This is a genomic window from Spirosoma panaciterrae DSM 21099 (genome assembly GCF_000374025.1).
GTDB lineage: Bacteria > Bacteroidota > Bacteroidia > Cytophagales > Spirosomataceae > Spirosoma > Spirosoma panaciterrae.
In genome coordinates, this window is the sequence record NZ_KB893184.1 from 144,825 (window position 1) to 166,105 (window position 21,281).

Consider the following 21,281-nt stretch of genomic DNA (forward strand, 5'->3'; position numbering starts at 1 on the left):
CAGTGTGCCTTGATTTGCTTTCTTCGCTCTGGAGTAACGTACACCTCGATACGTACCATGCTCTTTGATTGGCATGGTTGGCATTTGGTGGATGATGGTGCGGTTGTCTGGATTTCCATAGTTATTATCGGTTTTTTCCCTTTGTGCTGTGAAGCTAAGCGTCACATAGCGCGTTAGGAAGTCCCGATAAAACTACGTCAATACGTAGTTTTAGATAGGTACCTAACGATAGTACGACTAGTCGAAATGATATAAAAAAAGCCCCATAAGGGGCTATTATTCCGATTGTGACAAGGCTTAGCGATTATTTAAAGCATCAATTACTTAGGTAGCTTTGGTGCAGCTGAGGCCATCATTAGGTCTTTACTCAAAGAGAGAACTATATCAGTACCTGGTGTTCTCCAGACTGGCACTCCTTCTGAGTTTTTAATTGGCTTACCATGCCGGGCTGTAAAGATCCTAAAAAGGGAGTCGTAAGCTGATTTCGGATTTTTAAAACGAACAAATGTACCCGACGCCAATTTATTACCAGGTGCTACATAAGAAATTCTTTCCCCCGTAATACCTTCATAAATGGCATGTTGTTTATTATAACGTATTCTATCAGTAAGCTTTTCGTCGGGCTGTATACCAAGCTTGCTAACAATGGTTTCCATTGACGTACCCCACGGAAAGCCATTAAACCCCCCAGTGGACTGCCGATTATCTAAAGGGTGTTTTATACAAGTAATGTAAAGTCCGAATATGCCTAGAAGGATGATACTACGTAATATAGATTGTCTCATATCTTTAAGTTTTAGGGTAAATATATCAAATCATCTATTGCCCTCTAAATGCGGTTAAATAAGGAAATTAAACCGCTCTTACTATAATAGTGAGGAAGATCGAAGCGAATACTATTTTTACACAAATTCTCTAACAAAGCGTCCCCAATGATCACAGAACAAGTAGGCCAATTAATTCGTGAGGCTCGAAAAGCGAAAGGCTTAACCCAAAAGGAGCTGGGAGAAAAGATGGGGATTAGTGAGTCAGCCGTAAATCGATATGAAAATGGATCAGCAAATCTTTCACTAAAGACGGTGGAAAAAATTGCGGAGGTAATGGGTATTACTGTTCGGATATTATTTGAGTAATAGTATTTTTTTGCGCTTAAACTTGAAATATATTTGAAGTTTACTTACTTTTGTTAAGGCTATTAATGGCAGAAAAGGCGCTATAGTACCGAAAAGGTTGCCCGCTGGACAGTATGCAACGAGTTAAAAGCCAATAAAAAAAACCCCAACGCTAAAGTTTCTGAGGCAGAAGCGAAGGGGTATGTACAACTCAATAACGGTTAATTATTTATGTGTACGCTACAAATGTACTCGGGTGGGGGGACCTATGCAAATACCCCTCCACCAACGGCCAAAATCAAGGGCAAAACACCCTATCTGGCTGACCATCGGCGGCTCGAAAATGCTGTCTTTAAATTGGCTATTTCTGGCCATGAGTCACACCTTAAAACAGGTTGTTCGATTCCGTTTATTCACCACCATTTAGCCTTTTCAATGTGATATGGAGATGCCCCAAAAAGCTTCCTCTGTATCAGCAGAGGCCTTTATTCGACTCAATCGTGATTTAGTTGGCATCGAAGCCGAAGCCTTGCCCAATCAACTTAGCCAACGCCTGCAGCAAACGCCAGTACGATACGATACCATTCTGGATGGTATTGCTCTGTTTCGCGCTTTCGTGACCAGCCTGGAAGAGCCCACGCATTCCCATTACGCTCTATTGCTTCGGGACTGGCTAATCATCGGCATCGAACGTATTAAACCTGAGGTAGGCGCACCTTCGTATTCGTTACCCACACGGGCTAAAGACAATCAAAGGATCATAGCGGAAGTGCTTCGTCTGGGAGCGAACAAACTACTTATGGGCTCCATCTGCTGGAATGAGTTACTACCGGCCAATGCGCTTAAGGAAATAGAGCGAGTTCGGGAATCGTTCGACTGCTTCGGCATTGATCACATTGACTGGCTCTTTTTAGCTCCCGACTTCAATACGGGTTATGTACCAATGGCGCTGGGTGAAGAGGCTCTCGACGACGAGGTTACGATGGAGCTGTATCAGCAGTACTATGTTGACTATTCAAACTCACAAGCGATCTGATACAATGGAAACCAAACCAACATCAGCCTTGATTGAGGTCCATGTTTCAGGAGAAACGTTGACTGTGAGTAGCCTTGACTTTGCGGCTGGTCTGGGTATTCATCATAAAAACCTGTTGAGTACGATTCGTACGCATCAACAGGCCATTGAAAGCGAATTTGGAAGGGTGGCGTTTGAAACGCGAAAAATAGAAGAAAAAGATTCCGCGTTTCAAACGCGGAATCCCGGAGAAGAGAAACGGAGTACTAAACCGTTCACCATTGCTCACCTAACCGAAGATCAGGCCCTCTTCATTGGGACGCTCAGTCGAAACTCGAGACGAGTAGTTGAATTCAAGGCCACATTGGTTCGCTCGTTCTCAGAAGCCCGTCGGTTACTACGTGAAGCTGCTCCTATTACTTCGGTACCCTCTGAACTATTCGAACAGCAGGAGCAACGCATTGCCAAGCTCGAACACTTATTAAGCCGATTGATCCAGGCCCAGCAACAGGCAGCCCGGTCATTGCTGGAGGCTCCTCGCAGTGATCAGCAGATGCCGCCAGAGACGACACGAAGCAAAGTTCAGCGGATTGTCAATGGCTACTGCCGAGCGAAAGGTGTCAGCCAGCAGGACGCCTGGCGACTCGTCTACGATCGCTTGTATTATCTATACCGGGTCAGTATCCGTAGTTATAAGCGATCGGACCGGGAAAGCTGGCTGGATGTTGCTGACCGAAACGGTCATATGGACAAGATTTATGCGATTGTCAGCGCTGAACTCACTTACTCTGAAGAATAACAAATCTATGAACCTCCAATCGCTCCGCTCCTTCGTGTTTGCCCTGTTCTGGTTTCTATTGGCCGTTAGCTGCGTGCAATGGGCTCGGCATCGGCTTGACCGACGAAAGCGGAGCGATCTACAAACCGCAAATTATTATGCAACCACAAGATCGTTTACATATATCCGTTCTAGCCCTACTCGAACGGCAACTCTCCCAATGGCAAGAGTTATATCACCTACTGATAACAGATGAGGGTGAGGGTAGTACAGCTAAGTCAATCGCGTACTGTCAGAAACAAATAGAGCGATTGCAGAGAGAGGCTATCAAGCTCCAGCAAGAAAATCGTATTTAAGCCCAAATCGACAGAAATATAGCCTTTCGGGCCAATTAGAATTGATACCAGGTTATATAATTACGCTCCTGAAAATGATGCTTAGTTGAAAATGATTGAACGAGAGCTAGATCTGCATTGTTTTTATTTATGCGGCAATAGTGTCGTTATCGTTAAAACCACAAATCAATGGATATTACTTTATCAAATGATGAGCTTAACAGCTTGAGTGCATTCTCAAAAAAAATAATTGATGCGAATAGAAACCGGTTTTCGCTGAGTAGTTATCAAGAAGAGGGACAACAATTAATTCCAATAATTCGATCATTGCTAGAATTTGGTATCAATACCACTGGGGATTCAAATTTAAAAAGTCATTATCAACAGTCGCTTGATTTTTTAAACGCAGTACCTTCAAGACTATTTGAATATTTGCTAACAACTGATGCTGTTGATTCTCTAAATAGACTTATTCGACAATATCATGCAGCAGTGGCAAAGGAGAAAATTGACGAACTTATGGATATGAAAATAGTCGACATGACTGGTGAACAGTTTCAAAGATATTTACGGCTAATTGGCATAGTCAAGTAGGACCCACCTTAAATAAAACAGCCTGACTTATGAAAGTCAGGCTGTTTTATTTATAAAATACGAGATTGTAGTTCACCTTTTACTTTAGTCGATCCATAACAGTCGATTACCTGTTGTAACATTTAGTTATATAAACTTCGGCAGACGGCTTTATCCACAATACAGCAAGTGATCAGATACGCTACAGCTAAACTTTAGTGTTCTTACTTCTTCAAAAACATTTCTATTTCTTTGCAATTACGGTAGCCCCCGCTCCCTGAGTTGGAACTGTAATTGTCAGCGTGGTCGGGGTTATAACACCTGTTTTCTTGTTATTGACATAAACAGAAAACTTATTTTTAATACCTGTGTCATTGCGCAATTCGCATTCTCCAGTATCATATTGGGCGTCATAGGGCCCTTGGAGCCCTCCACCAGGAACATGCAAAGTATAGCCGGTTTGGATATGAGTTAAGTCGATTTTTTTAACGTCAAAGGTGCCGGTCATACCATTGTACGGAAACTTAAGCGTATCATTATAGGTCTCAGTGTAATAGATTGCATAGCTAACAATTGGATAAGTCCCTGCGACTGTGGAGGCAAAATCTGGATCAATTATCTCCTCCGGTTTCTTCTTGCAACCTAGCAATGATATTGCAACTGCTAGGGTAAATAGTAATTCTATTTTCGCGAGTTGTTTTACTTTGCGTAGGCATTTGTTTATTATCATTATAAAAAAACTTATGCTGGTGTTGCTCTATTGTTTTAGTTTCTATTTGTCCACTGTCATTTGACGACGTATAGTTATATAGTTTTTGCACTCAGCATTTTTACCAATATTTTTTCAATATATTCAGTTGATTGCTGAGTTTGGAAGTAGATATTGTTCACATTGAATTCCTCAATTGGTGGTAAGCCTCCCCAGCTTTTTAGCCTTTCATAGGGAGTAACCGATACAATGAAAGACGATAAATGCAACGCTGGATCGTTCAACTTAGGCTCTATTTCGGTTTGGATGCGCCGTGAAAACTGAATCTTCGGTTCGTCAAATCCTGAAAAATTGCGTAGGCCTTTGGGATCAATGAAAGCCAAATGTTGGTGTTCATCCTGGACAATCCAGAGCAGAAAATCAGGATAAAAGTTGTTGGCCTCAAAAAAGCCGATGCCTTTCCTACTTTGATTGCGCAGTAGATGAATGGTGCCTCCATTGAGCAAAGAATGACCGTTCTGCACTGCCTTTCTTAAGTCCTCAACAAACCTACGTTCGCCTTCATTAAGAGAAACAGGTTGAATGCTTACGGCGTCCTGATAGCTTTTAGCATCCATATGCAGAAGGGGTTGGTACAGGTGGGGCAGTACGTGCAGAGCATCGAAACGGGTTCCTAATCGGCAGTCGGCTGCGAATTGTCCAGCTTTTAGGGCTTTCTGCAATTGGCGCAGGTTGTCTATTAGTATTTCGTTGCCGGCTTCGATGATGCTTAGTCGATATTCCTTCTCAAAGTTTGGATGGGAGGTGTCCAGTAAGGCGGTTTCAGGATGCTCAGCATTATACATACTACGGGCCTGGTTGTAAATGCGTTCGCAATAGCCCTTCAATAAACTTGTGGCTATTTCTTGCCAAGTGCGCACCTGATCGAAATCTATAAAATCCAATTGCTCCGCTGGGATAGTAAGTTCATACCAAGAAGCGTCATGCAGGGCCGCTATCAGATCTTCCCGGCGGAGATCGATGTTATACCAGCCACGTTCGTTTTTGTAGGTTAGCAATGCAGCATATAGCTTTTTAATATCTAAGAAAGCAATATGTTGCTCAGTTAGTAGATGCGTTTCGACTACGGCTACCTGACTGAGCGTATTCCTACTCGCCGATTGCATAAGCTGAACCTTGGGGTACCAGTCTAACCGAACGGGGTACATCGGTTTGCCTATCAGACGAACCACCTGCTGCTTTTTGAAGTCACGCCCTTCCCGAAAGCGAACATACTTGAGACCTTTCTTGGCTAGGTCGACCACCGGCAGAATGGGTAACGTTAACTCGATGGGTTGCTCCTCATCACCGCTTTTTAGGCCCTCTCCTTCCAGATACTCTTTGAAACGATCCATGTAATCGGCTCGAATGCCGAAGATGTTCAAGGTTTCCAGCCTACTTAGGTATTCGGGCAATACGGCGGGCCGGACACTCTGATCGAGTTGGCTGCTTCGTTTGAGAGAAAACTGATATCCTTTCAGGCGTACGCCCCGTCCGAATAATTGAATGATTTCGGAGCCTTCACCCCGTCCGATATTCAACAAGCCCATCGTACTAACACGCCAGCTACTCCAGCCCTCTGCAAACTTCTTAGAACCGATTAGCACATTGACCGATGATCCAGGCGCGTTGATTGACCTAAAAAGCGAGGCTGAAAACTCTTTTTCGTCGGTCAGCAAGCCAGCCTCGTCGCAAAGCTTGAGTAGGGCAGCATCATCACCTACGTTGATAACACCGAAATAGTCGGCATTGCCTAGTCGCAGTCCGATTTCGCCATCCTGCCCCTTTAGGTTATCAATATGCAGTAAGGCGTTGGCCGACGAATTGTTGAATACGTCAGCTAGCAGTTGAGTAAACAGTTGTTGGCTGTCTAAACCTTTCTGCCGTAGGTAACGAAAACTATTGCCGAAAATTGAATGGCCTGCTTTGTCAACTAAGCCGTCCTGAGCCTTCATTAACAAGTCGATATCGCGCTGGCTCCGCACAGTGTGTTTGACGAAATCGGCCAGAAATTGCAGTACTTGCAGCACATCTGACACCTTCTTCCCGTTTTCGGTACGAACGGCCGTTACTTTGCTACCTACAAAAATGGCTAAGGGTTTTTCGATACCAAACGTGGTTGCAGAGCCACGTTCGTTTCGGTACAGCAATAACTGCTCGAAGTAGGTCAGTAGACAGGCTGTCAAGTAACGCGTCGTAAAGTCGTCGGACTGTGTCTTCGTCAAGTTTAGAATGTGGTAATCTTTGCCGTATCCGTCAGCGTAGAAATACCGGTACGAATAGTCGAACAAGATACTACGGCCATATTCGTTCAGAATATCACGCTGTCTTTTTCCCGTTTGGGCGTTAACAGCCTGACCAAAGGTGGCTGAATACTCGAACGAAAAGCCTTCGGCGCTCAGCCGGTTTCGGTAGTCTTTCCACACTTCTCCTCCACTTCCCCGGTGGCCTTCGTCGATCAACACCAGATTGTTGCTTTCGAAAGCTTCGATAGCCACTGTCTTTTCTCCGCTGGTTTCACGCAACTTGCTGATGTCGATGATTTCAATCTTCTGACCGACGTACAGTGCACCGCCCGTTTTGGAAAACAGTTCAGCATCAAGACCTGACTGCCTAAACTCGGTTAAGTGTTGTCGTGACAGACCTTCGTTCGGCGTCAGCACGATGATCCGGTTCAGGTCTTTTTGCTTTCCGTACTTTTTCAGGTAGTACTGATATTGCAGAATATTGACATGCATGAGCAAGGTTTTTCCGGAACCGGTTGCATTCCAAAAAGCCAGCTTAGTCAGTTCCGATTTATCGGTGTACTTATCAACGCCCGTCGAGCGGTCGAATCGGTCTTCCCAAAACTGGTTAATGTCAGCCAGCAGCGCATCAGTATCGCGAAAATAACGGTCTAAGAAGATTTCGGTGAAGAGCAGGGCTACGTACTGAAAGTACTTCCAGTGTACCGGCTGCGATCGCGACTGGCTGATACGGAGGGTATGTGAGACTATATTCTGATCATACTCAAACAGTAGTGATTCAGGCAAGTTTGCATTAGTGTAAAAGCGTTGTACCAACTGTCGGTGGAAATGGCTGACGTGGTTTTCGTCATACCCTTCGTGAATAGCGTCACGTAAGTTCTCGGATAAGGCTTGCAAGTCTTTAACACCGAACTGGTGAAGGATGTATTTATTTAGCAGCAGGGCTTGCGAAAGGCGGGGCATTGATTTACATGTTACTTGTTATGAACCAAGCCCTCCAGCCGAGTCATCCACTCATTGGAATGAGAGCATTCGTACCGGAGAACGGAGTATTAAGTTGGCCAAATACGTTTAGGTTACTTTAAGCGAGGTTGAGTTCCTTGATATAATCGGAACTCGCTGACCTCAAAATATACCGCTTAGCCATAGTATAATTTATAACTTTCGACTATCTTATCCCATTCGTTTGCTAAATTCCTCTTCAATGAGTGTAACCTTCCACGTCTCATCATCACGCCGAAGGTTTTCTAAATGGTTATCGCCGTTGATATAGATGCGATCAAATTCGCTGTCGCGGGGATTGTAGCTGCTTTTTTGCAGCCATTCGTTCAGAGTAGAATTGTTCATCTGGTCCTGGTTACGCCAGATGATGAGCGTCTTTTCTCCCTTTAAAGTTTGCCCTGTAACAACTCGAATATGCGGGCCGCTAGTATACTGCCCATCTACGACTAATCCGATGAGGTAATTGAAAGTTTCGACCAGGTCGACACGGGTGGGGGTACGCTCGTTTTGCCGGGTTACGTCAATGTAGCAGGCGAAAGGGTTACGGAAACGCTCAGTATCGAACAGCGACGCCCGGCTCTCGACATCAAGCATGTAGCGGAGTAAGTAACCCTCGCGGAATGTAGCCGATCCGCCGAGAGCCAGTTCTTGCTGAGCTGTGCGCTTTAGGCTAAGATTATTGAGTGTATCTTCGTAGCTTTCTAGCCGCAGATATTTGAAACAATGACTGATACCCTGTCGACCAATAGGATTGCCATCGCGCCAGTCTTTTGAGTAAATGACTTTCTGAATACGCGGTTTAGTGACGGTATCGAAATACTCACCCATCTCTACCAAAATGTATTTACGTTTACCCTCGTCTTCGCGATTTAAATTGATAACCGCGTGTCCTGTGGTGCCTGAACCGGCAAAGTAATCGAGGACGGTTCCCTTACCGCGTTTTAAACCCATTATTGAGATTGAATCCTCAACTGCAAAAATTGATTTCGGGTAAGAAAAAATAGAGCTACCAAAAATTTTCTTCAATAAAGCTGTACCATGTTCGGTTGCAGAATACTTAGGATCTGCCCAAACTGTTGGCGTTACAGCACCATCCATATTTGGGCGATATTTATAATATACGCCTAATTTCTGCCCTCTTGCTTTCTTGACAATAAATTGCTTATAATCCTCTTTTACTCGGTCACTTCCCCACCTCCATCGTCTTTCTATACCAGAGTCGTCAATAGGCCAAACTACGGTTTCATTACTAAGTGATTCTTCTAGTATGTCCCAAGAGTTGCTTTGATCGTTCCAACTCATTTCTGGAACTCTAACTGTTTTTTCTGCTACATATATTGGATAATACATCTTAGGGCGGTTGGCTCGTTCTGAATCAGACCCTTCGCGTCTAAGGTTCCTTTCCTCATATACTCCTTCATTATCCTTCTCGTCAAATCGCTCTAATTGCTCTTCACTCCTACCTAGTCTAAGAATAGTAGACTCTTCTGATTTTCGAGCGAAAATTCCATATTCATGGGCAAGTGCGAATCCCGTCTGAGTCGGTCTGCCTGAAGGGTTATTTCTAATTACAACAGTACCCGCCAAACCCCCTTCCGAGAATTTTGATTCAAGTAATGCACTTAACTCTTTTTGCTGAAAGTCATCAATTGTAGCGCAAAGTATACCATCCTCCATTAGCAAGTTTTTCCCTAAGTCAATACGGCTGTCTATCAACGAAATCCAAGAAGAACTTCGGTAATCGTTTTTGTAATTAATGGCACTAGCATCTGTGTTATATGGTGGGTCGATGTACACGCATTTCACCTGCTCTTTGTAGCTTTCTTGTAGCATATTAAGAGCCTGGAAGTTCTCCGAGTTAACCATCAGTGTTGGCGTCGAGGTTAGGCAATACAGCCAACAAACGCAATTTGAAGTCTTCGGAAAAAAAGGCGGTGTCCAGTACCAGAAAGGAGTTCTGTTTCAAAAATTCTATTGTTAGCGGGCGAACGTAGGGTAATGTAACGGCATCGCCTACTATCTGGTTGATGACAAAAAGTCGTACCCATTCGTCTGCCTGCGCTTCGTTCTGGGCTATTTCGCCATAGAACGATTCGGGAATGCGGTCGAGCGTGATACAGTACTGGCTATCGACTACCAGCTTCTTTTTCAGCCATAACCTCTTCTGGAAATTTTCCAACTGAGCCAGAAATTGAATGACCTTCTCGCCAATCTGCCGCAGCGCCCGGACCTTGGCTAACTGCGCCAGCACTTGCCGGTCGTCCACTGAGTCGAGATCGTCCAGAAATAGTACCTCGTTTTTAATATAAAAGTCCAGTTCACGACGTAGAAACCCGCCGAGGTCTTTATGGATGAAGTAGTCAAAAGTATTGCGGGCCGTGTAGTCACGCAGGTGCTTCTCCAATAGGGTCCGGTTCTTATTCTTTTCGGTAGGGCTGAGGGCTAACAAGGGAAGAAAATCGGCCGGAATTAGCGGTTTCAGCGTATCGGCGGCTTCGGTCAGTAGATCTTCCTGTTTCCGTTTTTTGTCGGTGGGTTCGTAGGTAAAATAAATATGCAGCGTATCGCCGATAGCTTCCAATGGCCGGTCGTAGCATAGAGCAAACCGACGTTCTTTGTCGCCCTGGGCTTTGTTGTTATTCTGTTCCGTACTGGCTTCGAGCAGATCGAACGATACATGGTGGGTATCGTCGAGCCGGAAACGGTAATGCTTCAGGTACTCGGCGGTTTTTATGTAATACTGATCGGCGTTGGCCCAATGCAGTTTCACCTCTTCACCCTCGTAAGGTATGGCGTATACATCACGCTTATAGCGACGCATGGAGATGAAATCACCATTGTCGAAGTAACGTTTGAAGAACGTTGCCAGGCCTGAAAATACATCATTTTCGAGGGCTGTTAAATCGGGAATGTCGGCTAGTTGAGATCGAAGTTCCTTAACTTTCGGCACTGCGTCCGGCTCAATGCCGAGTGCCTGCGCCTGCTTTATAGCATCATCAAGCTGTTTTTCGAGGACTTTTCGGTCGCCTGAGCCGTTTTGAGTCAGAATTGTTTTAACCTGGGGTACTAAGTCCTGTTGAAGAAACTGCGTAATCTCAGTCCGTTTCTGGTTCATAATTCGATAGATGCCAAAGTCAAGTTCGGCCTTATCGAGCATGAATATTTCCTTTAGAACGGCAATCAGCTTATCGTAATTCGTAGTCATTGTTCAAATTATGGGTGGCAGTTATGACCGCCCCTGCAGAACAAATTGGCAAAAGTGCTAAAAAAGGTTTATAAATCGTCTAACGAATTATAAAGAGTCAGTTAATGTTTAGATGATTTTTCTTCCTGTGCTTAATCTCACTAATAAGGGGACACGCTGCTCGATCTCGCCTTCAACACTAAGGATCTGCTTCCGCAATTTTTTTTTGAATGCTGGTAAATTAGTTCAAGTTCTTCTGAATGACCAATTGCCCGGTTCTACCCAATCCAGTTGGCTATTCGTCTCGATGCAACTAATGTTTCAATCGCTTCGTCAAACACCGCTGTAGGTGGTGTCGTGGCCAGCACTATCATGAATAGACAGTATTCTCCTGATTTAATTCTCCATATATAATTTAATAAAAAAAGGTCGAGGGAACCACCCATCCGACTCTGACCAAGCCAAGTAGCCAATAAAGGATACTTGACTAAAAAACGAAAGGCTAACTGGAGTTTTTTTAAATTAACATGCATCAACTAAGAGTGGTACTGGTTATTGGGGCTATCTTATCGACTAATGGACACGTACAATCATCGAAACGACAATCACCCAACTAAAGCCAATGAACGGGCCGAAAGAGTTGCCCGCTTACTCGACCTAATTGAACGCACAAACGCGGCTATAGAGCGGCATACGAATCAGGAGAGTCCTGACCAACTGGCTATTCGGCAGTACCACGAATTACGAGATGAGTACGTACTGGAATTTGCCGACTTGGTACGATCTATCGGCTTAATCGTTCAGGTGGCACCGTCCATTAAATAGCATATTTGCCAGCCAGCTAAAAAAAGGTCGGGGGAACCACCCACCCGACCCGATGAGCCGAGGGAACCACCCACTCGGCTCTGACCAAACCAAGTAGCCTATGAAGGCCGCTTGTTCAAGACAAAATTACATCGATCGAAAAATAATTTTACATATTTCTCAATCCGTCCCCTTTTCCGTCCCCTGACCTTTTTGGTAGTATATTTGCCATTGATAATCAGTGTATTATGTAAATTATTCAAGTCCCTTCGGGAGCACGAAACAACGTAAAAACGGCCTATACAACGCGTATAGGCCGTTTTTCTTTTACTAATCACTTTACGAATCGTAAAAACCCCCACCTTTTTTACGAATATTTTACGAATGGGAAAGACCGAAAACACCACCCATAATGTCAGTAAACGGGTGATAATGAAGGTTGATTACGTGAAGAAGGACAATACATGTCCAGTAAAATGTAGCAGGGCCACTGCTAAGATTAACGCTTTTTTGTTAGTCATAATGAGCGTTTTACCTGCTCCACCAACTGCTTAACAAGCTGCTCTTTGGCATCGATTGTTCCCTTTATTTCGTCACTATTAACTCGTTCCTTGTTACCTTTTATCAGATTATATTTAATAACTATAGCATTTCCCGTAATCTTATACCGCCCCCGAATACTATAACTCTCGGCTCCTGTATTGTCGGCTACATAGGCTAATGGGCTTTCCTTACCCTTTGCCGATAGCTCAATCAATACCTTGTCGGTCAACTCAGCTATCTTTTCATCATCATTTTGAAGGTCGGCATCAATGTAGAACTTGCTGCGGCTAAAAAATTTCTTGCCACTCGATAAGACGATGCTTGATTTGACGGCCTCCGTTACCAATCCTACATCAAAGCTGGCCCTTCCCATGGTTTCGGGATCTTGCCGGCCACCTATTTCCCGAGCCAGCGTTTTAACATGGTCGGCGGCAGAGTTGAACCATGTACTCACATCGACATAGTTGTTTCGCAGACCATTGCCAGACTGCATGCCATACAACAAACTATAGGTGAGCAACCCTTGCTCGTAGCGACTGGCCTCGTAAGCCGCCTGATTGCTCGCTGAGGCTGTCAATATAAACGTGCCTGTGCGGTCTTTGAGCCTTTCCAATGCCTTACGCTGATCATCGGGTATGGCTCGGATTGCCAGAAGTTTCTGCATACTGGCCAATGCCTGTCCACTGTTGCAGGCATCTAATATCAATAGTTGTTTTTGGGCCTTAATGTCCCGAAGGTAGCTATCGAGTTCGGCAGTACTAATGGCTACTTGCTCCTCGACGCCATTAATGTCTAAGGCTGAGGCATCGGCGGTAAGAAAATAAAATTGATTGTTCGAGACTACACCATGCCCGGCCAAAAACACCACCAAAATGTCATCGGCAGTGGCTTGGTCTTTGATTGCGGCAAAAGCCCGTACTATATCGCCTTTGAACGGCTGGTTTTTGTCGTCTGATGCCGTACTGAACGTATATATCTGTACGTGTTCTTTGCCATCGATATTGAGCAAAGCCCTGGCTGCCCCTGCCAATGCTCCCGAAAAATCCTGAGCATCTTTAGCGGCAAAACCTAGCCGCAGCCGCTCGCCTTTGTAGTCGCTGATGCCTATGCTCACTAGGTACACATTAGGAGCATTCACTGGTTGTTGGGTTTTGGCCTCGTTACTGAAGACTACCCCACGGCTATAAAGGCCCTGATCGGCAGTACTGACTTTGATACTGATTTGATTGCTTTGACCACTGACAAAGTAGCTGCTCAACTCCTTTTCTGCAATGCTCAGGAAATAGCCGCCTACCACCTTCCTAAGGCTACCGACGGGTATGGTTTTGACTACCTTGCCATTGACTGATACCATTACCTGGCCGACTCCACCTTTTCCTGGACGAATGAGATACTGATAGAAGCCATCCTTTTTTTTATCCCTTTCTTCGATTTGGGGAGTACGTCCGCAGATGTCTAACTCATTGATACCCTTAGCCTTAATGCCAATTGAGTCTAGGCCCATGATTTTGGCTGCCAGGTTGGGTTGCCAGCCCAATTCTTTGAACTGATCCAACTCAATGACCTCATCACCACACATATAATAGACCAACTTTCGGGCACCCTCAGTGCCATCGTAGCGGCCATCCTTATCGACCAGTAAGTAATCGGTGCTTTTAACGGCAAAGAAAGTGTAAAACGGCTCACCTGTATTGGCATTCCAAAGTTTGCAAGTGTTATCCAATGAAGCGGTTAGAATCTGTTTCCCATCAGCACTAAAGAAAGCTGAGTTAACCGAATTGGTATGCCCTTTTAAGTCCAACAACCTAGTTCCCGTAGCAGCATCCCATACTATGGCGGTGTGATCGCTGGAAGCGGTTAGAATCCGACTGCCATCGGGGCTAAAGAGAGCTGTGTTCACCCAATTCGTATGCCCAGGTAAGTTTAGAAGCAGGGCCCCTGTAGTGGCATCCCATAGCTTGGCCGTGTTATCCAATGAAGCGGTTAGAATCTGTTTCCCATCAGCACTAAAGAAAGCTGAGTTAACCGAATTGGTATGCTCTTTTAAGTCCAACAACCTAGTTCCCGTAGTAGCATCCCACACCTTGGCGGTGTGATCGCTGGAAGCGGTTAGAATCCGACTGCCATCGGTACTAAACTGAGTAGAGTTAATCCCACTTGTATGCCCTGTTAAGTTTAAGAGCAGGGTCCCTGTAGTAGCATCCCACACTCTAGCGGTATTTTCCTCTGAAGCGGTTAGAATCCGTTTCCCATCGGCACTAAAGTGAGTGGTGTTTCTCCAGGCCCAACTATTATTCCCTTTTAAATCCAACAACATAGATCCTGTATTTGCATCCCACACCTTGGCGGTCTTATCCTCAGATACGGTTAGAATCCGGTTGCCATCAGGACTAAACTGGGCAGAACTAATCCGATTGGTATGCCCTTTTAAGTCTAATAACATAGTTCCTGTAGTGGCATCCCATAGCTTGGCGGTCTTATCCCATGAAGCAGTTAGAATCCGTTTCCCATCGGCACTAAAGTAGACCGAGGTCACCCAATTGGTATGCCCTTTTAAGTCCAACAACATAGTTCCCGTAGTAGCATCCCACACTTTGGCAGTTTTATTATCTGAAGTGGTTAGGATAGGTTTGCCATCAGGACTAAAGAAGGGAGAGGTAACGGACGCAAAATGCCCTTTTAAATCCAACAACATAGATCCCGTATTTGCATCCCACACTTTGGCAGTGTGATCTGCCGAAGCGGTTAGAATTTGTTTCCCATCGGCACTAAAGTGGGCGGAGTTCACACCTCTTGTATGCCCCTTTAAGTCTAATAGCAGGTTTCCCGTAGCGGCATCCCATACTTTGGCGGTGGAATCTTCGGAAGCAGTGAGAATCCGCTTGCCATCAGGACTAAAGAGGGCGGATTTAACCCAATACTTATGGCCCTTTAAATCCAGCAACAGGTTTCCCGAAGCGGCATCCCATACTTTGGCCGTCTTATCCCGTGAAGCGGTTAGAATCCGTTTCCCATCGGTACTAAAGTAGGCGGTGTGAACCCAATTATTATGCCCTTTTAAATCCAACAACATAGTTCCCGTAGTAGCATCCCACACCTTGGCGGTCTTATCCCATGAAGCGGTTAGAATCCGATTGCCATCGGGACTAAACTGTATGGAGTTACTCAATTGAGTATGCCCTATTAAGTTTATCAGTAGTTTTCCCGTAGTAGCATCCCATACCTTGACTATTTTATCCGTTGAAGCAGTAATAATCTGTTTGCCATTGGGACTATAGCGAGCGGATAGAACCCAATTAGTGTGCCCTATTAAGTTTATCAGTAGTTTTCCCGTAGCAGCATCCCATACCTTGGCCGTGTTATCCCGTGAAGCGGTGAGAATCCGACTGCCATCAAGACTAAAGAGGGCGGTATTAACTTTATCTGTGTGCCCTATTAGGTTTATTAGTAGTTTTCCCGAAGCGGCATCCCACACCTTGGCGGTCTTATCATCTGAAGCAGTTAGGATCCGCTTGCCATCGGCATTGAAACAGGCGGTGTTGACCTGATCAGTATGCCCTTTTAAATCCAACAGTAAGATTCCCGTATTTGTATCCCACACCTTGGCCGTGTTATCCCATGAAGCGGTGAGAATCCGATTGCCATCAAGACTAAAGAGAGCGGAATTAACCCAAGAGGTATGCCCAATCGGTAGCATCAATTTCGGCTGTTGGGCGTTCAAAAAGGTAGGTATTACAAACAGCCAGAAAATAAAGCGTATGAGTGTAGATAGGTGCATTTTTATGGTTTTGGGCAGATTTGGAGGATAAAATTCAATTCAACAATGGAAAAGCCTCGCTGTGTTTACCTTATTGATACAACTCAAGTACTTGCTGATTGAGTTGTATCAAGCTTTTTGTCGAAAGGCTTTGAGCCTGCAACTAAACAGACAAGCCAGAAACAAGCCAGAAGAAGGCCAATAAATGATTTCATAGTGTTGGTAGAAACTAGCATGGGTTGCTGTAGTAAAAATAAGCAATGACCTGTTATTCAAATGGCTTGCCAGATAGAAAAAATCTGGCAACAGAAGTGCTCATACGTTTTCAGAATAGACCGATGTATTGCATGGATACACCAGCCGTGATGCTTTTATAGAGTTGGTTAGCTCATTTTTTATTCGATTTCTCCAGTTTTAACACCGTTCATGCATTGATTATTTAATAGAGGGAAAAAGATATAATTACGTTATTCGACAAAGACAAAAGCGGCCCAGAAGGTAGGATCTGGCTGTGTTTTTTGTAACATGCGTTGAGCGATACGGAAGGCCTCGTTAGCCTCAATGCCAGCTTCCAGTTGTTTATAAAAAAGAAGCATAAACTCCTCTGTATATTTATCGCTAACATTCCATAGGCTAATTATTAATTTTTCGACGCCTGCAATGCGAAAGCCTCGTTGAAGGCCATATACTTCTTCGGTTCCACGCAGGTCGCCAAGGGCACTCTGGCAAGCACTCAGTACAACAAGCCGGGTTTTATGAAAGTCTAAATCGGCTACTTCGTAGGCTGTTAGTAAGCCATCGTCCATCGAACTTTGAGGAGCTGATCGTTGCCAGATTTTATTCGCGCCAGCCAGGACTATGGCTGACCGCATTAGTGATTCATCCGAATTGCTTTCATGTGTTTTTGTTGGTTTCGAAGGGATATAAAGACCATGTGTGGCCAGATGTAGTATTGTGGGACCATTACCCGACAACGACCGAATACGCTTTTCGGTGGCTTCCCGGCTGGTATAAACGACAGAATTACGTCGTAACCGGTGGAGCGCGTTTACTTCTTGCTTGGTATAAGGAATTTCGTTGAATGGTTTAATATCGTTATCCTGAATAGCCTCCGTCAAAAATGTTTTGGGTATTGCTCCAGTATTATTAGTTGTATTGGCAGTGCCATAATCAACATCTCCCATCAGAATGAGTGATGTTGTTGGGTTTACTTTGAGGGGCCGGATACCAAGTGCAATTTGTCGCGTGCTGAATAGCTGATGTAATTGATGACGACCACTCAGAAATCGATTCGCAACAGGTGTACTTGCTGTTGTACCAGGTAACGGAATGGCGGCAAAAGGTATTTGGTTCAATAAGCCTTCTGTCGAAAAAAAAATGTGAGTAGTATTCTGAACCAGCTTTTCAATTGGCCGCCATAGAAAATGATAAAGCGAATCCTTATAATTGATATTGTCAAAACTAGGCCCCCGTCCTCCATTGCCTCGGGAAGTAGTTATTCTGGTATCGGGTAATAGGTTACGAATTTGTTGCTGGTTCGTTAATAAGACAAAGTGAGGGTAGGTATAACCTCGTTTAATGACCATTGCTGCGTAAAGCGTATCTACCGTAGAGGTGGTTGAATCAGGCGAAGGGGGCGCCATCGGAAGGTGGCTGGGCAGTGCAGCCATAAAACGGACAAACGAAACCGCTGCCTGATTCGGTTTTAATGAATCACGAACCTGGGTCCAGGTTATTGTTTGAGGGGCACGGTAGATGCTTTGTGATGATTCTAGTAGTTTACCAAGTTCTTCTTCCAGCTCATAAGTATCATCGAGCGCATCGTCCTGGGTTTTCGTTGGGGGGGTCTTGTCATCTTTTTGTTGGGGTTGTTTGCGCGTTGGGGAATTCATGGCAATTTGCCGCCTAACTAGTAACTTTTCATATAACACGCTGACTTCTGGGTCTTTGCTGGATTTTACCAGATTCCTCATATTCTCTTTTACCTGGCGGCTTTCATCCATGAGCAGACTGTTTAAGTACAAGGAGGCATCGTAGCTAAGCTGCTGAATAGCCGCATTGTCGGGGTTACGCTTTAGGATATAGGCTGTTAGTGGAATAGACATTCGAACACCAAAGTCGACGGTTAGTAGCGCTTCTTTGACGACTTGTGATGCTTTACTGTTAAAAAACTGACGGTGTATTTCCTGAGATATTTTTAACGCTTCCCGCAGTTGAGGAGTTACTTTAGCATATTGCCCAGTATAGGCATAAAACATCGCCAGATCCTGTCGACAGCCAGATAATTGCGCCAGTTTCGAAGGCGCTGTATTTTCCAGAGCAGGAACCAATTTCTCCAGAATAGATAGTGCATGGACCAAATGGGCTTCGGCTTTGCTGGGATTACCAATAGCCTGATACTCTTTACCAATAACTTGCAATACCCGTGCTTTTTCGGAGTTATCCTTGCCGCGTAAAATGCTAGCATACGTTTTTTCCAGATTAACCGGACCTTGATCTGTCTTTTTCGAGGGGGCACCAAGGCCTCTACCAGCGCCGGAACTAACGATAACATCTAGAAGCTCTAAGTCGGAATCTGCTGAGGATTTTTTAGTTATGGCTTTTTTTTTTGCGGTTTAGCGATGGACTTTTTGCGTCGATCTTCTGCTTTCTCTTGCGCTTCTTCTTCGTCTTCGAGTTCTCTAATCTTTTTCATAGCCGCTACCAATTTGGGCGCTACTAATGAAATGCGGGCATGGCTAACACCGGGTAAACCACTCGCCGAAGAATAAAACGTGGCAGCCATCTGCCAGGAATAGGCTTTAGCCTCTTCATCCCCAATAGCCATGTAAGTATCGAAAAGCTGATTGGTATTTTTCTCGTCTAATGAAGAAAGAAATAATGTCTCTACTTTCTTGCTGAAGGGCTTCTCCTCATCGTCAGTCAGGTGACCAGCATAAGTTAATAAGAGTCGGTTTTTGATGGCAGGCAGCTCGGAAGCGTATTTTGTTAGCATTCGTTCGGCTTCACTCGCCTGCATAGCAGCTTCTTCGTAGTTTTTCTGCCGAACCAAAATACTGGCTTTCATGGATAGGTACGTACCGTATTGTTTCTGTTGAGCAGGTACTTTCGGGTTTAATTTAGCCATTGCTGCGTCGAGCTGTTGTATCGCTTCTTCGTACTGTTTCTTGTCAATCGCCTGTTGAATGGTGCTTTCGGTCTGGGCGTAAAGGGTAATGATGCTAGCCCAGCTTAGTACGAATAGTTGGGTAATGCGTAGTAGGTGTGTTATCATGATTGATTAGCGTTGGGGAGAGTCGATCCAGAATTGATAGTTATGCATACCAGCTTGATCAAGAGCAAGCGAAGGCTGGTCATTGCCTCTGAGCCCGGCTGATAAAAGTTGAGATAGGGGGTGGGTTGATTTCACCGTTTCTCCCCGTGTCTGAACAAGGCCACTTAATTCAACAGGTGTTTGGGTAAGAATTAGCTTAAATGTCTCCAAACCGAGCGGTGGAGCGATCTGGCGCAAAGGAAACAGCTGCGATTGACCCGGTAAGAGCTTTAAGGAAGCAGCACTATACTTGTTGTTGGGAATTGGAACATCGATGACCGCATTAGGCTGAATATCAATGATCGAAAAATAAAACGGCACGCTACCGGTATTGGTAACGGTGAGAAGTGCCTGCTGATTGGTACGAATGACAGGTATACCTCCACGCTCTTCTGCGGGGAGCCAGGTTAAGACACTATCCTTGGTCGGGGCAAATTGTACGGGAACCAGATTAATAGACGCTTGCATACCCGAAACAGGCATGCGGAGTTCCTGCATCCACTTCGCTTGTGTATAAGCTGTCAATCGATTTGGGATGTCGGCAATAGCGTCGACTGCAAATTGTTCCAAAATGGCACCGTCAGAAGCCCGACAAAGTTCGATTGACTTAGCAGTTGATCGAATCAGCCAATCGGCGCCATCGGATACCAATTGAATACCAGGAACATTCTGAAGCACGGATTGTACTTCTTTTTTTTGGGAAGACTGATTAAAATTGACCAATGTAACACGAGCCGATGCTGCTTCAAAAGCCTGGCGGCTTAGTGTTGTTTGAAGGCGGATAGAATCTTTGGTGGCGAGGGGGGCTGCCAATTCAATAATGGATTCGAATGGAGTGGCTTCCACTACCCGACCTGTGACTGTCTGTGCCTGACTCGAATTTGATGGAGTAATACTAATGGCCACTTCGGAGCCACGCGTATAACCAGACAATATTCCTTTCTTTTGCAAAAAACGCTGTGATTCCAGCTTTATGCGAGTGAACCAGGCGGGCAATACAAGATCCCCCCCTAATAGCCTGGCGTTTTGGTTGCCTTCAATGGTTGGATTTTGCATCACAGGACCCCAGCGCGCTACCATAGATTTGAATAAAGACAAATAGGTAGACTGCTCATTAATAAGCGACATTTCCTGACTAAAGTAGAGAGCCAGTGGCCCTACTGATTTATTTTCGCTATCGCGAACCTCATAAAGGGTCTGGTTTGCTTCGGCCCCAGTTATCATCACGATTGTACTGCTCGTCCCACGTGATTGTAAGGTAGTGGGTACCTCAAACCATTCGGATCGCTTTGGTTTGTCGGTCTGAGTGGTTTGATTCTGAGAAACAGACTGTGTATTGTCAGTCCGAAGGCGAGCCTGACCCCGAGACATTGTTCCTGAATAACAGGCATCAATCAAGATTAGTACATGCCCCGTAGGGCCAACTGTCTTGCGAAGAGCGTCCAGATAAATGCCGATTTCATCATCCCTAATAAACAGAGTCGACTGGGTATTTTTGGACGCATCCAGTAAAGGGGCATCATAAGGAACAAGAGCTTCATCAAAGTTGTCGACTTCGTCGCCACCCGGTTGATCACGAAGTTGGGTGCCATGCCCTCCATAATGAATGATTACTTTATCCCCTTCCTTACAACGATTTTTTAAGGCTTCTAACGCAGCGCGAATGCTGGCTGCTGTTGCCGCTTCATTTTGCAAGAGCTGAAACGAAAATCCTTGTTGTTGCAACGTATTACTCATATAGTATACGTCTCGCTCTGTACTAATTGGGTCACGTCCCGTCTTGTATTTTCCAATCTCAATGAGTAACCCCCATTTAGCTGCCACAGCCAGATAAGAATTAACCAGACACATACAAAGCAGGAATAGTGTAT

General features: G+C 44.9%; 15 protein-coding genes. 6 read left to right on the forward strand and 9 right to left on the reverse strand.

All coding sequences use genetic code 11. From position 1 onward, the window contains the following. Positions 1-320: 320 nt before the first annotated feature. Complete coding sequence (locus B153_RS0114775) at positions 321-656, reverse strand: hypothetical protein (protein ID WP_157634702.1); 336 nt, start codon at positions 654-656, stop codon at positions 321-323. 276 nt (positions 657-932) lie between these two features. On the opposite strand from B153_RS0114775, the gene B153_RS0114780 reads away from it, so the two are divergent. The 5 genes from B153_RS0114780 (at position 933) to B153_RS0114805 (ending at position 3,834) form a co-directional block, all read left to right on the forward strand. Next, positions 933-1,133: a helix-turn-helix domain-containing protein gene (locus tag B153_RS0114780; protein ID WP_020597507.1), complete on the forward strand. Its 201-nt coding sequence runs from the start codon at positions 933-935 to the stop codon at positions 1,131-1,133. Between the two features lie 210 nt (positions 1,134-1,343). After that, complete coding sequence (locus tag B153_RS0114785) at positions 1,344-1,553, forward strand: hypothetical protein (RefSeq protein WP_157634703.1); 210 nt, start codon at positions 1,344-1,346, stop codon at positions 1,551-1,553. 7 nt (positions 1,554-1,560) lie between these two features. Beyond that, positions 1,561-2,148 carry a hypothetical protein gene (locus B153_RS0114790; RefSeq protein WP_157634704.1) on the forward strand — a complete coding sequence of 196 codons (588 nt, stop codon included), beginning with the start codon at positions 1,561-1,563 and terminating at the stop codon, positions 2,146-2,148. Positions 2,149-2,152: 4 nt separating this feature from the next. Continuing rightward, entirely contained in the window at positions 2,153-2,926 is a 774-nt protein-coding gene (locus tag B153_RS36670) for a Rha family transcriptional regulator (RefSeq protein WP_020597510.1), read from the forward strand. A 503-nt stretch (positions 2,927-3,429) separates the two neighbouring features. Further along, positions 3,430-3,834 carry a hypothetical protein gene (locus tag B153_RS0114805; RefSeq protein WP_020597512.1) on the forward strand — a complete coding sequence of 135 codons (405 nt, stop codon included), beginning with the start codon at positions 3,430-3,432 and terminating at the stop codon, positions 3,832-3,834. A 223-nt stretch (positions 3,835-4,057) separates the two neighbouring features. On the opposite strand, the gene B153_RS0114810 is transcribed toward B153_RS0114805, so the two are convergent. The 4 genes from B153_RS0114810 to B153_RS37270 form a co-directional block, all read right to left on the reverse strand. After that, the gene (locus B153_RS0114810) at positions 4,058-4,543 is read right to left on the reverse strand and encodes a hypothetical protein (protein WP_020597513.1); all 486 of its coding nucleotides are present in this window, start codon (positions 4,541-4,543) and stop codon (positions 4,058-4,060) included. Between the two features lie 74 nt (positions 4,544-4,617). After that, positions 4,618-7,770, reverse strand: a complete 3,153-nt coding sequence (locus tag B153_RS0114815) for a DEAD/DEAH box helicase family protein (protein WP_020597514.1) — start codon at positions 7,768-7,770, stop codon at positions 4,618-4,620. Between the two features lie 210 nt (positions 7,771-7,980). Next, complete coding sequence (locus B153_RS37265) at positions 7,981-9,675, reverse strand: site-specific DNA-methyltransferase (RefSeq protein WP_211221683.1); 1,695 nt, start codon at positions 9,673-9,675, stop codon at positions 7,981-7,983. Continuing rightward, a complete protein-coding gene (locus tag B153_RS37270) occupies positions 9,668-11,014 on the reverse strand; it encodes a hypothetical protein (protein WP_083928206.1) in 1,347 nt (448 codons plus the stop codon). The genes B153_RS37265 and B153_RS37270 overlap by 8 nt, the downstream gene beginning before the upstream one ends. Positions 11,015-11,569: 555 nt before the next feature. Here B153_RS37270 and B153_RS0114830 point away from each other — a divergent pair. Further along, on the forward strand, positions 11,570-11,818 hold the full coding sequence (locus B153_RS0114830; RefSeq protein WP_020597516.1) for a hypothetical protein: 249 nt from the start codon (positions 11,570-11,572) through the stop codon (positions 11,816-11,818). Between the two features lie 496 nt (positions 11,819-12,314). Here the strand turns inward: B153_RS0114830 and B153_RS36675 are convergent, their stop codons facing one another. The 4 genes from B153_RS36675 to B153_RS0114850 all read right to left on the reverse strand — a co-directional run bounded on the left by B153_RS36675 (position 12,315) and on the right by B153_RS0114850 (position 21,261). After that, a complete protein-coding gene (locus B153_RS36675; protein WP_020597517.1) occupies positions 12,315-16,118 on the reverse strand; it encodes a caspase family protein in 3,804 nt (1,267 codons plus the stop codon). A 446-nt stretch (positions 16,119-16,564) separates the two neighbouring features. Next, complete coding sequence (locus B153_RS0114840; RefSeq protein ID WP_020597518.1) at positions 16,565-18,517, reverse strand: CHAT domain-containing protein; 1,953 nt, start codon at positions 18,515-18,517, stop codon at positions 16,565-16,567. Between the two features lie 173 nt (positions 18,518-18,690). Beyond that, positions 18,691-19,371 carry a hypothetical protein gene (locus tag B153_RS0114845; RefSeq protein ID WP_020597519.1) on the reverse strand — a complete coding sequence of 227 codons (681 nt, stop codon included), beginning with the start codon at positions 19,369-19,371 and terminating at the stop codon, positions 18,691-18,693. Positions 19,372-19,377: 6 nt separating this feature from the next. Beyond that, the gene (locus B153_RS0114850) at positions 19,378-21,261 is read right to left on the reverse strand and encodes a caspase family protein (RefSeq protein ID WP_020597520.1); all 1,884 of its coding nucleotides are present in this window, start codon (positions 21,259-21,261) and stop codon (positions 19,378-19,380) included. Positions 21,262-21,281: the final 20 nt, after the last annotated feature.

Excerpts from the sequence above, each read along its gene's own strand:
- B153_RS0114805 (WP_020597512.1), top strand. The coding sequence starts at position 3,430 with ATGGATATTACTTTATCAAATGATGAGCTTAACAGCTTGAGTGCATTC.
- B153_RS0114785 (WP_157634703.1), top strand. The coding sequence starts at position 1,344 with ATGTGTACGCTACAAATGTACTCGGGTGGGGGGACCTATGCAAATACC.
- B153_RS0114815 (WP_020597514.1), bottom strand. The coding sequence starts at position 7,770 with ATGCCCCGCCTTTCGCAAGCCCTGCTGCTAAATAAATACATCCTTCAC.
- B153_RS0114775 (WP_157634702.1), bottom strand. The coding sequence starts at position 656 with ATGGAAACCATTGTTAGCAAGCTTGGTATACAGCCCGACGAAAAGCTT.
- B153_RS0114850 (WP_020597520.1), bottom strand. The coding sequence starts at position 21,261 with ATGTGTCTGGTTAATTCTTATCTGGCTGTGGCAGCTAAATGGGGGTTA.
- B153_RS0114845 (WP_020597519.1), bottom strand. The coding sequence starts at position 19,371 with ATGATAACACACCTACTACGCATTACCCAACTATTCGTACTAAGCTGG.
- B153_RS0114810 (WP_020597513.1), bottom strand. The coding sequence starts at position 4,543 with ATGATAATAAACAAATGCCTACGCAAAGTAAAACAACTCGCGAAAATA.
- B153_RS37265 (WP_211221683.1), bottom strand. The coding sequence starts at position 9,675 with ATGGTTAACTCGGAGAACTTCCAGGCTCTTAATATGCTACAAGAAAGC.
- B153_RS0114790 (WP_157634704.1), top strand. The coding sequence starts at position 1,561 with ATGCCCCAAAAAGCTTCCTCTGTATCAGCAGAGGCCTTTATTCGACTC.
- B153_RS0114830 (WP_020597516.1), top strand. The coding sequence starts at position 11,570 with ATGGACACGTACAATCATCGAAACGACAATCACCCAACTAAAGCCAAT.
- B153_RS0114780 (WP_020597507.1), top strand. The coding sequence starts at position 933 with ATGATCACAGAACAAGTAGGCCAATTAATTCGTGAGGCTCGAAAAGCG.
- B153_RS36670 (WP_020597510.1), top strand. The coding sequence starts at position 2,153 with ATGGAAACCAAACCAACATCAGCCTTGATTGAGGTCCATGTTTCAGGA.
- B153_RS37270 (WP_083928206.1), bottom strand. The coding sequence starts at position 11,014 with ATGACTACGAATTACGATAAGCTGATTGCCGTTCTAAAGGAAATATTC.
- B153_RS36675 (WP_020597517.1), bottom strand. The coding sequence starts at position 16,118 with ATGCACCTATCTACACTCATACGCTTTATTTTCTGGCTGTTTGTAATA.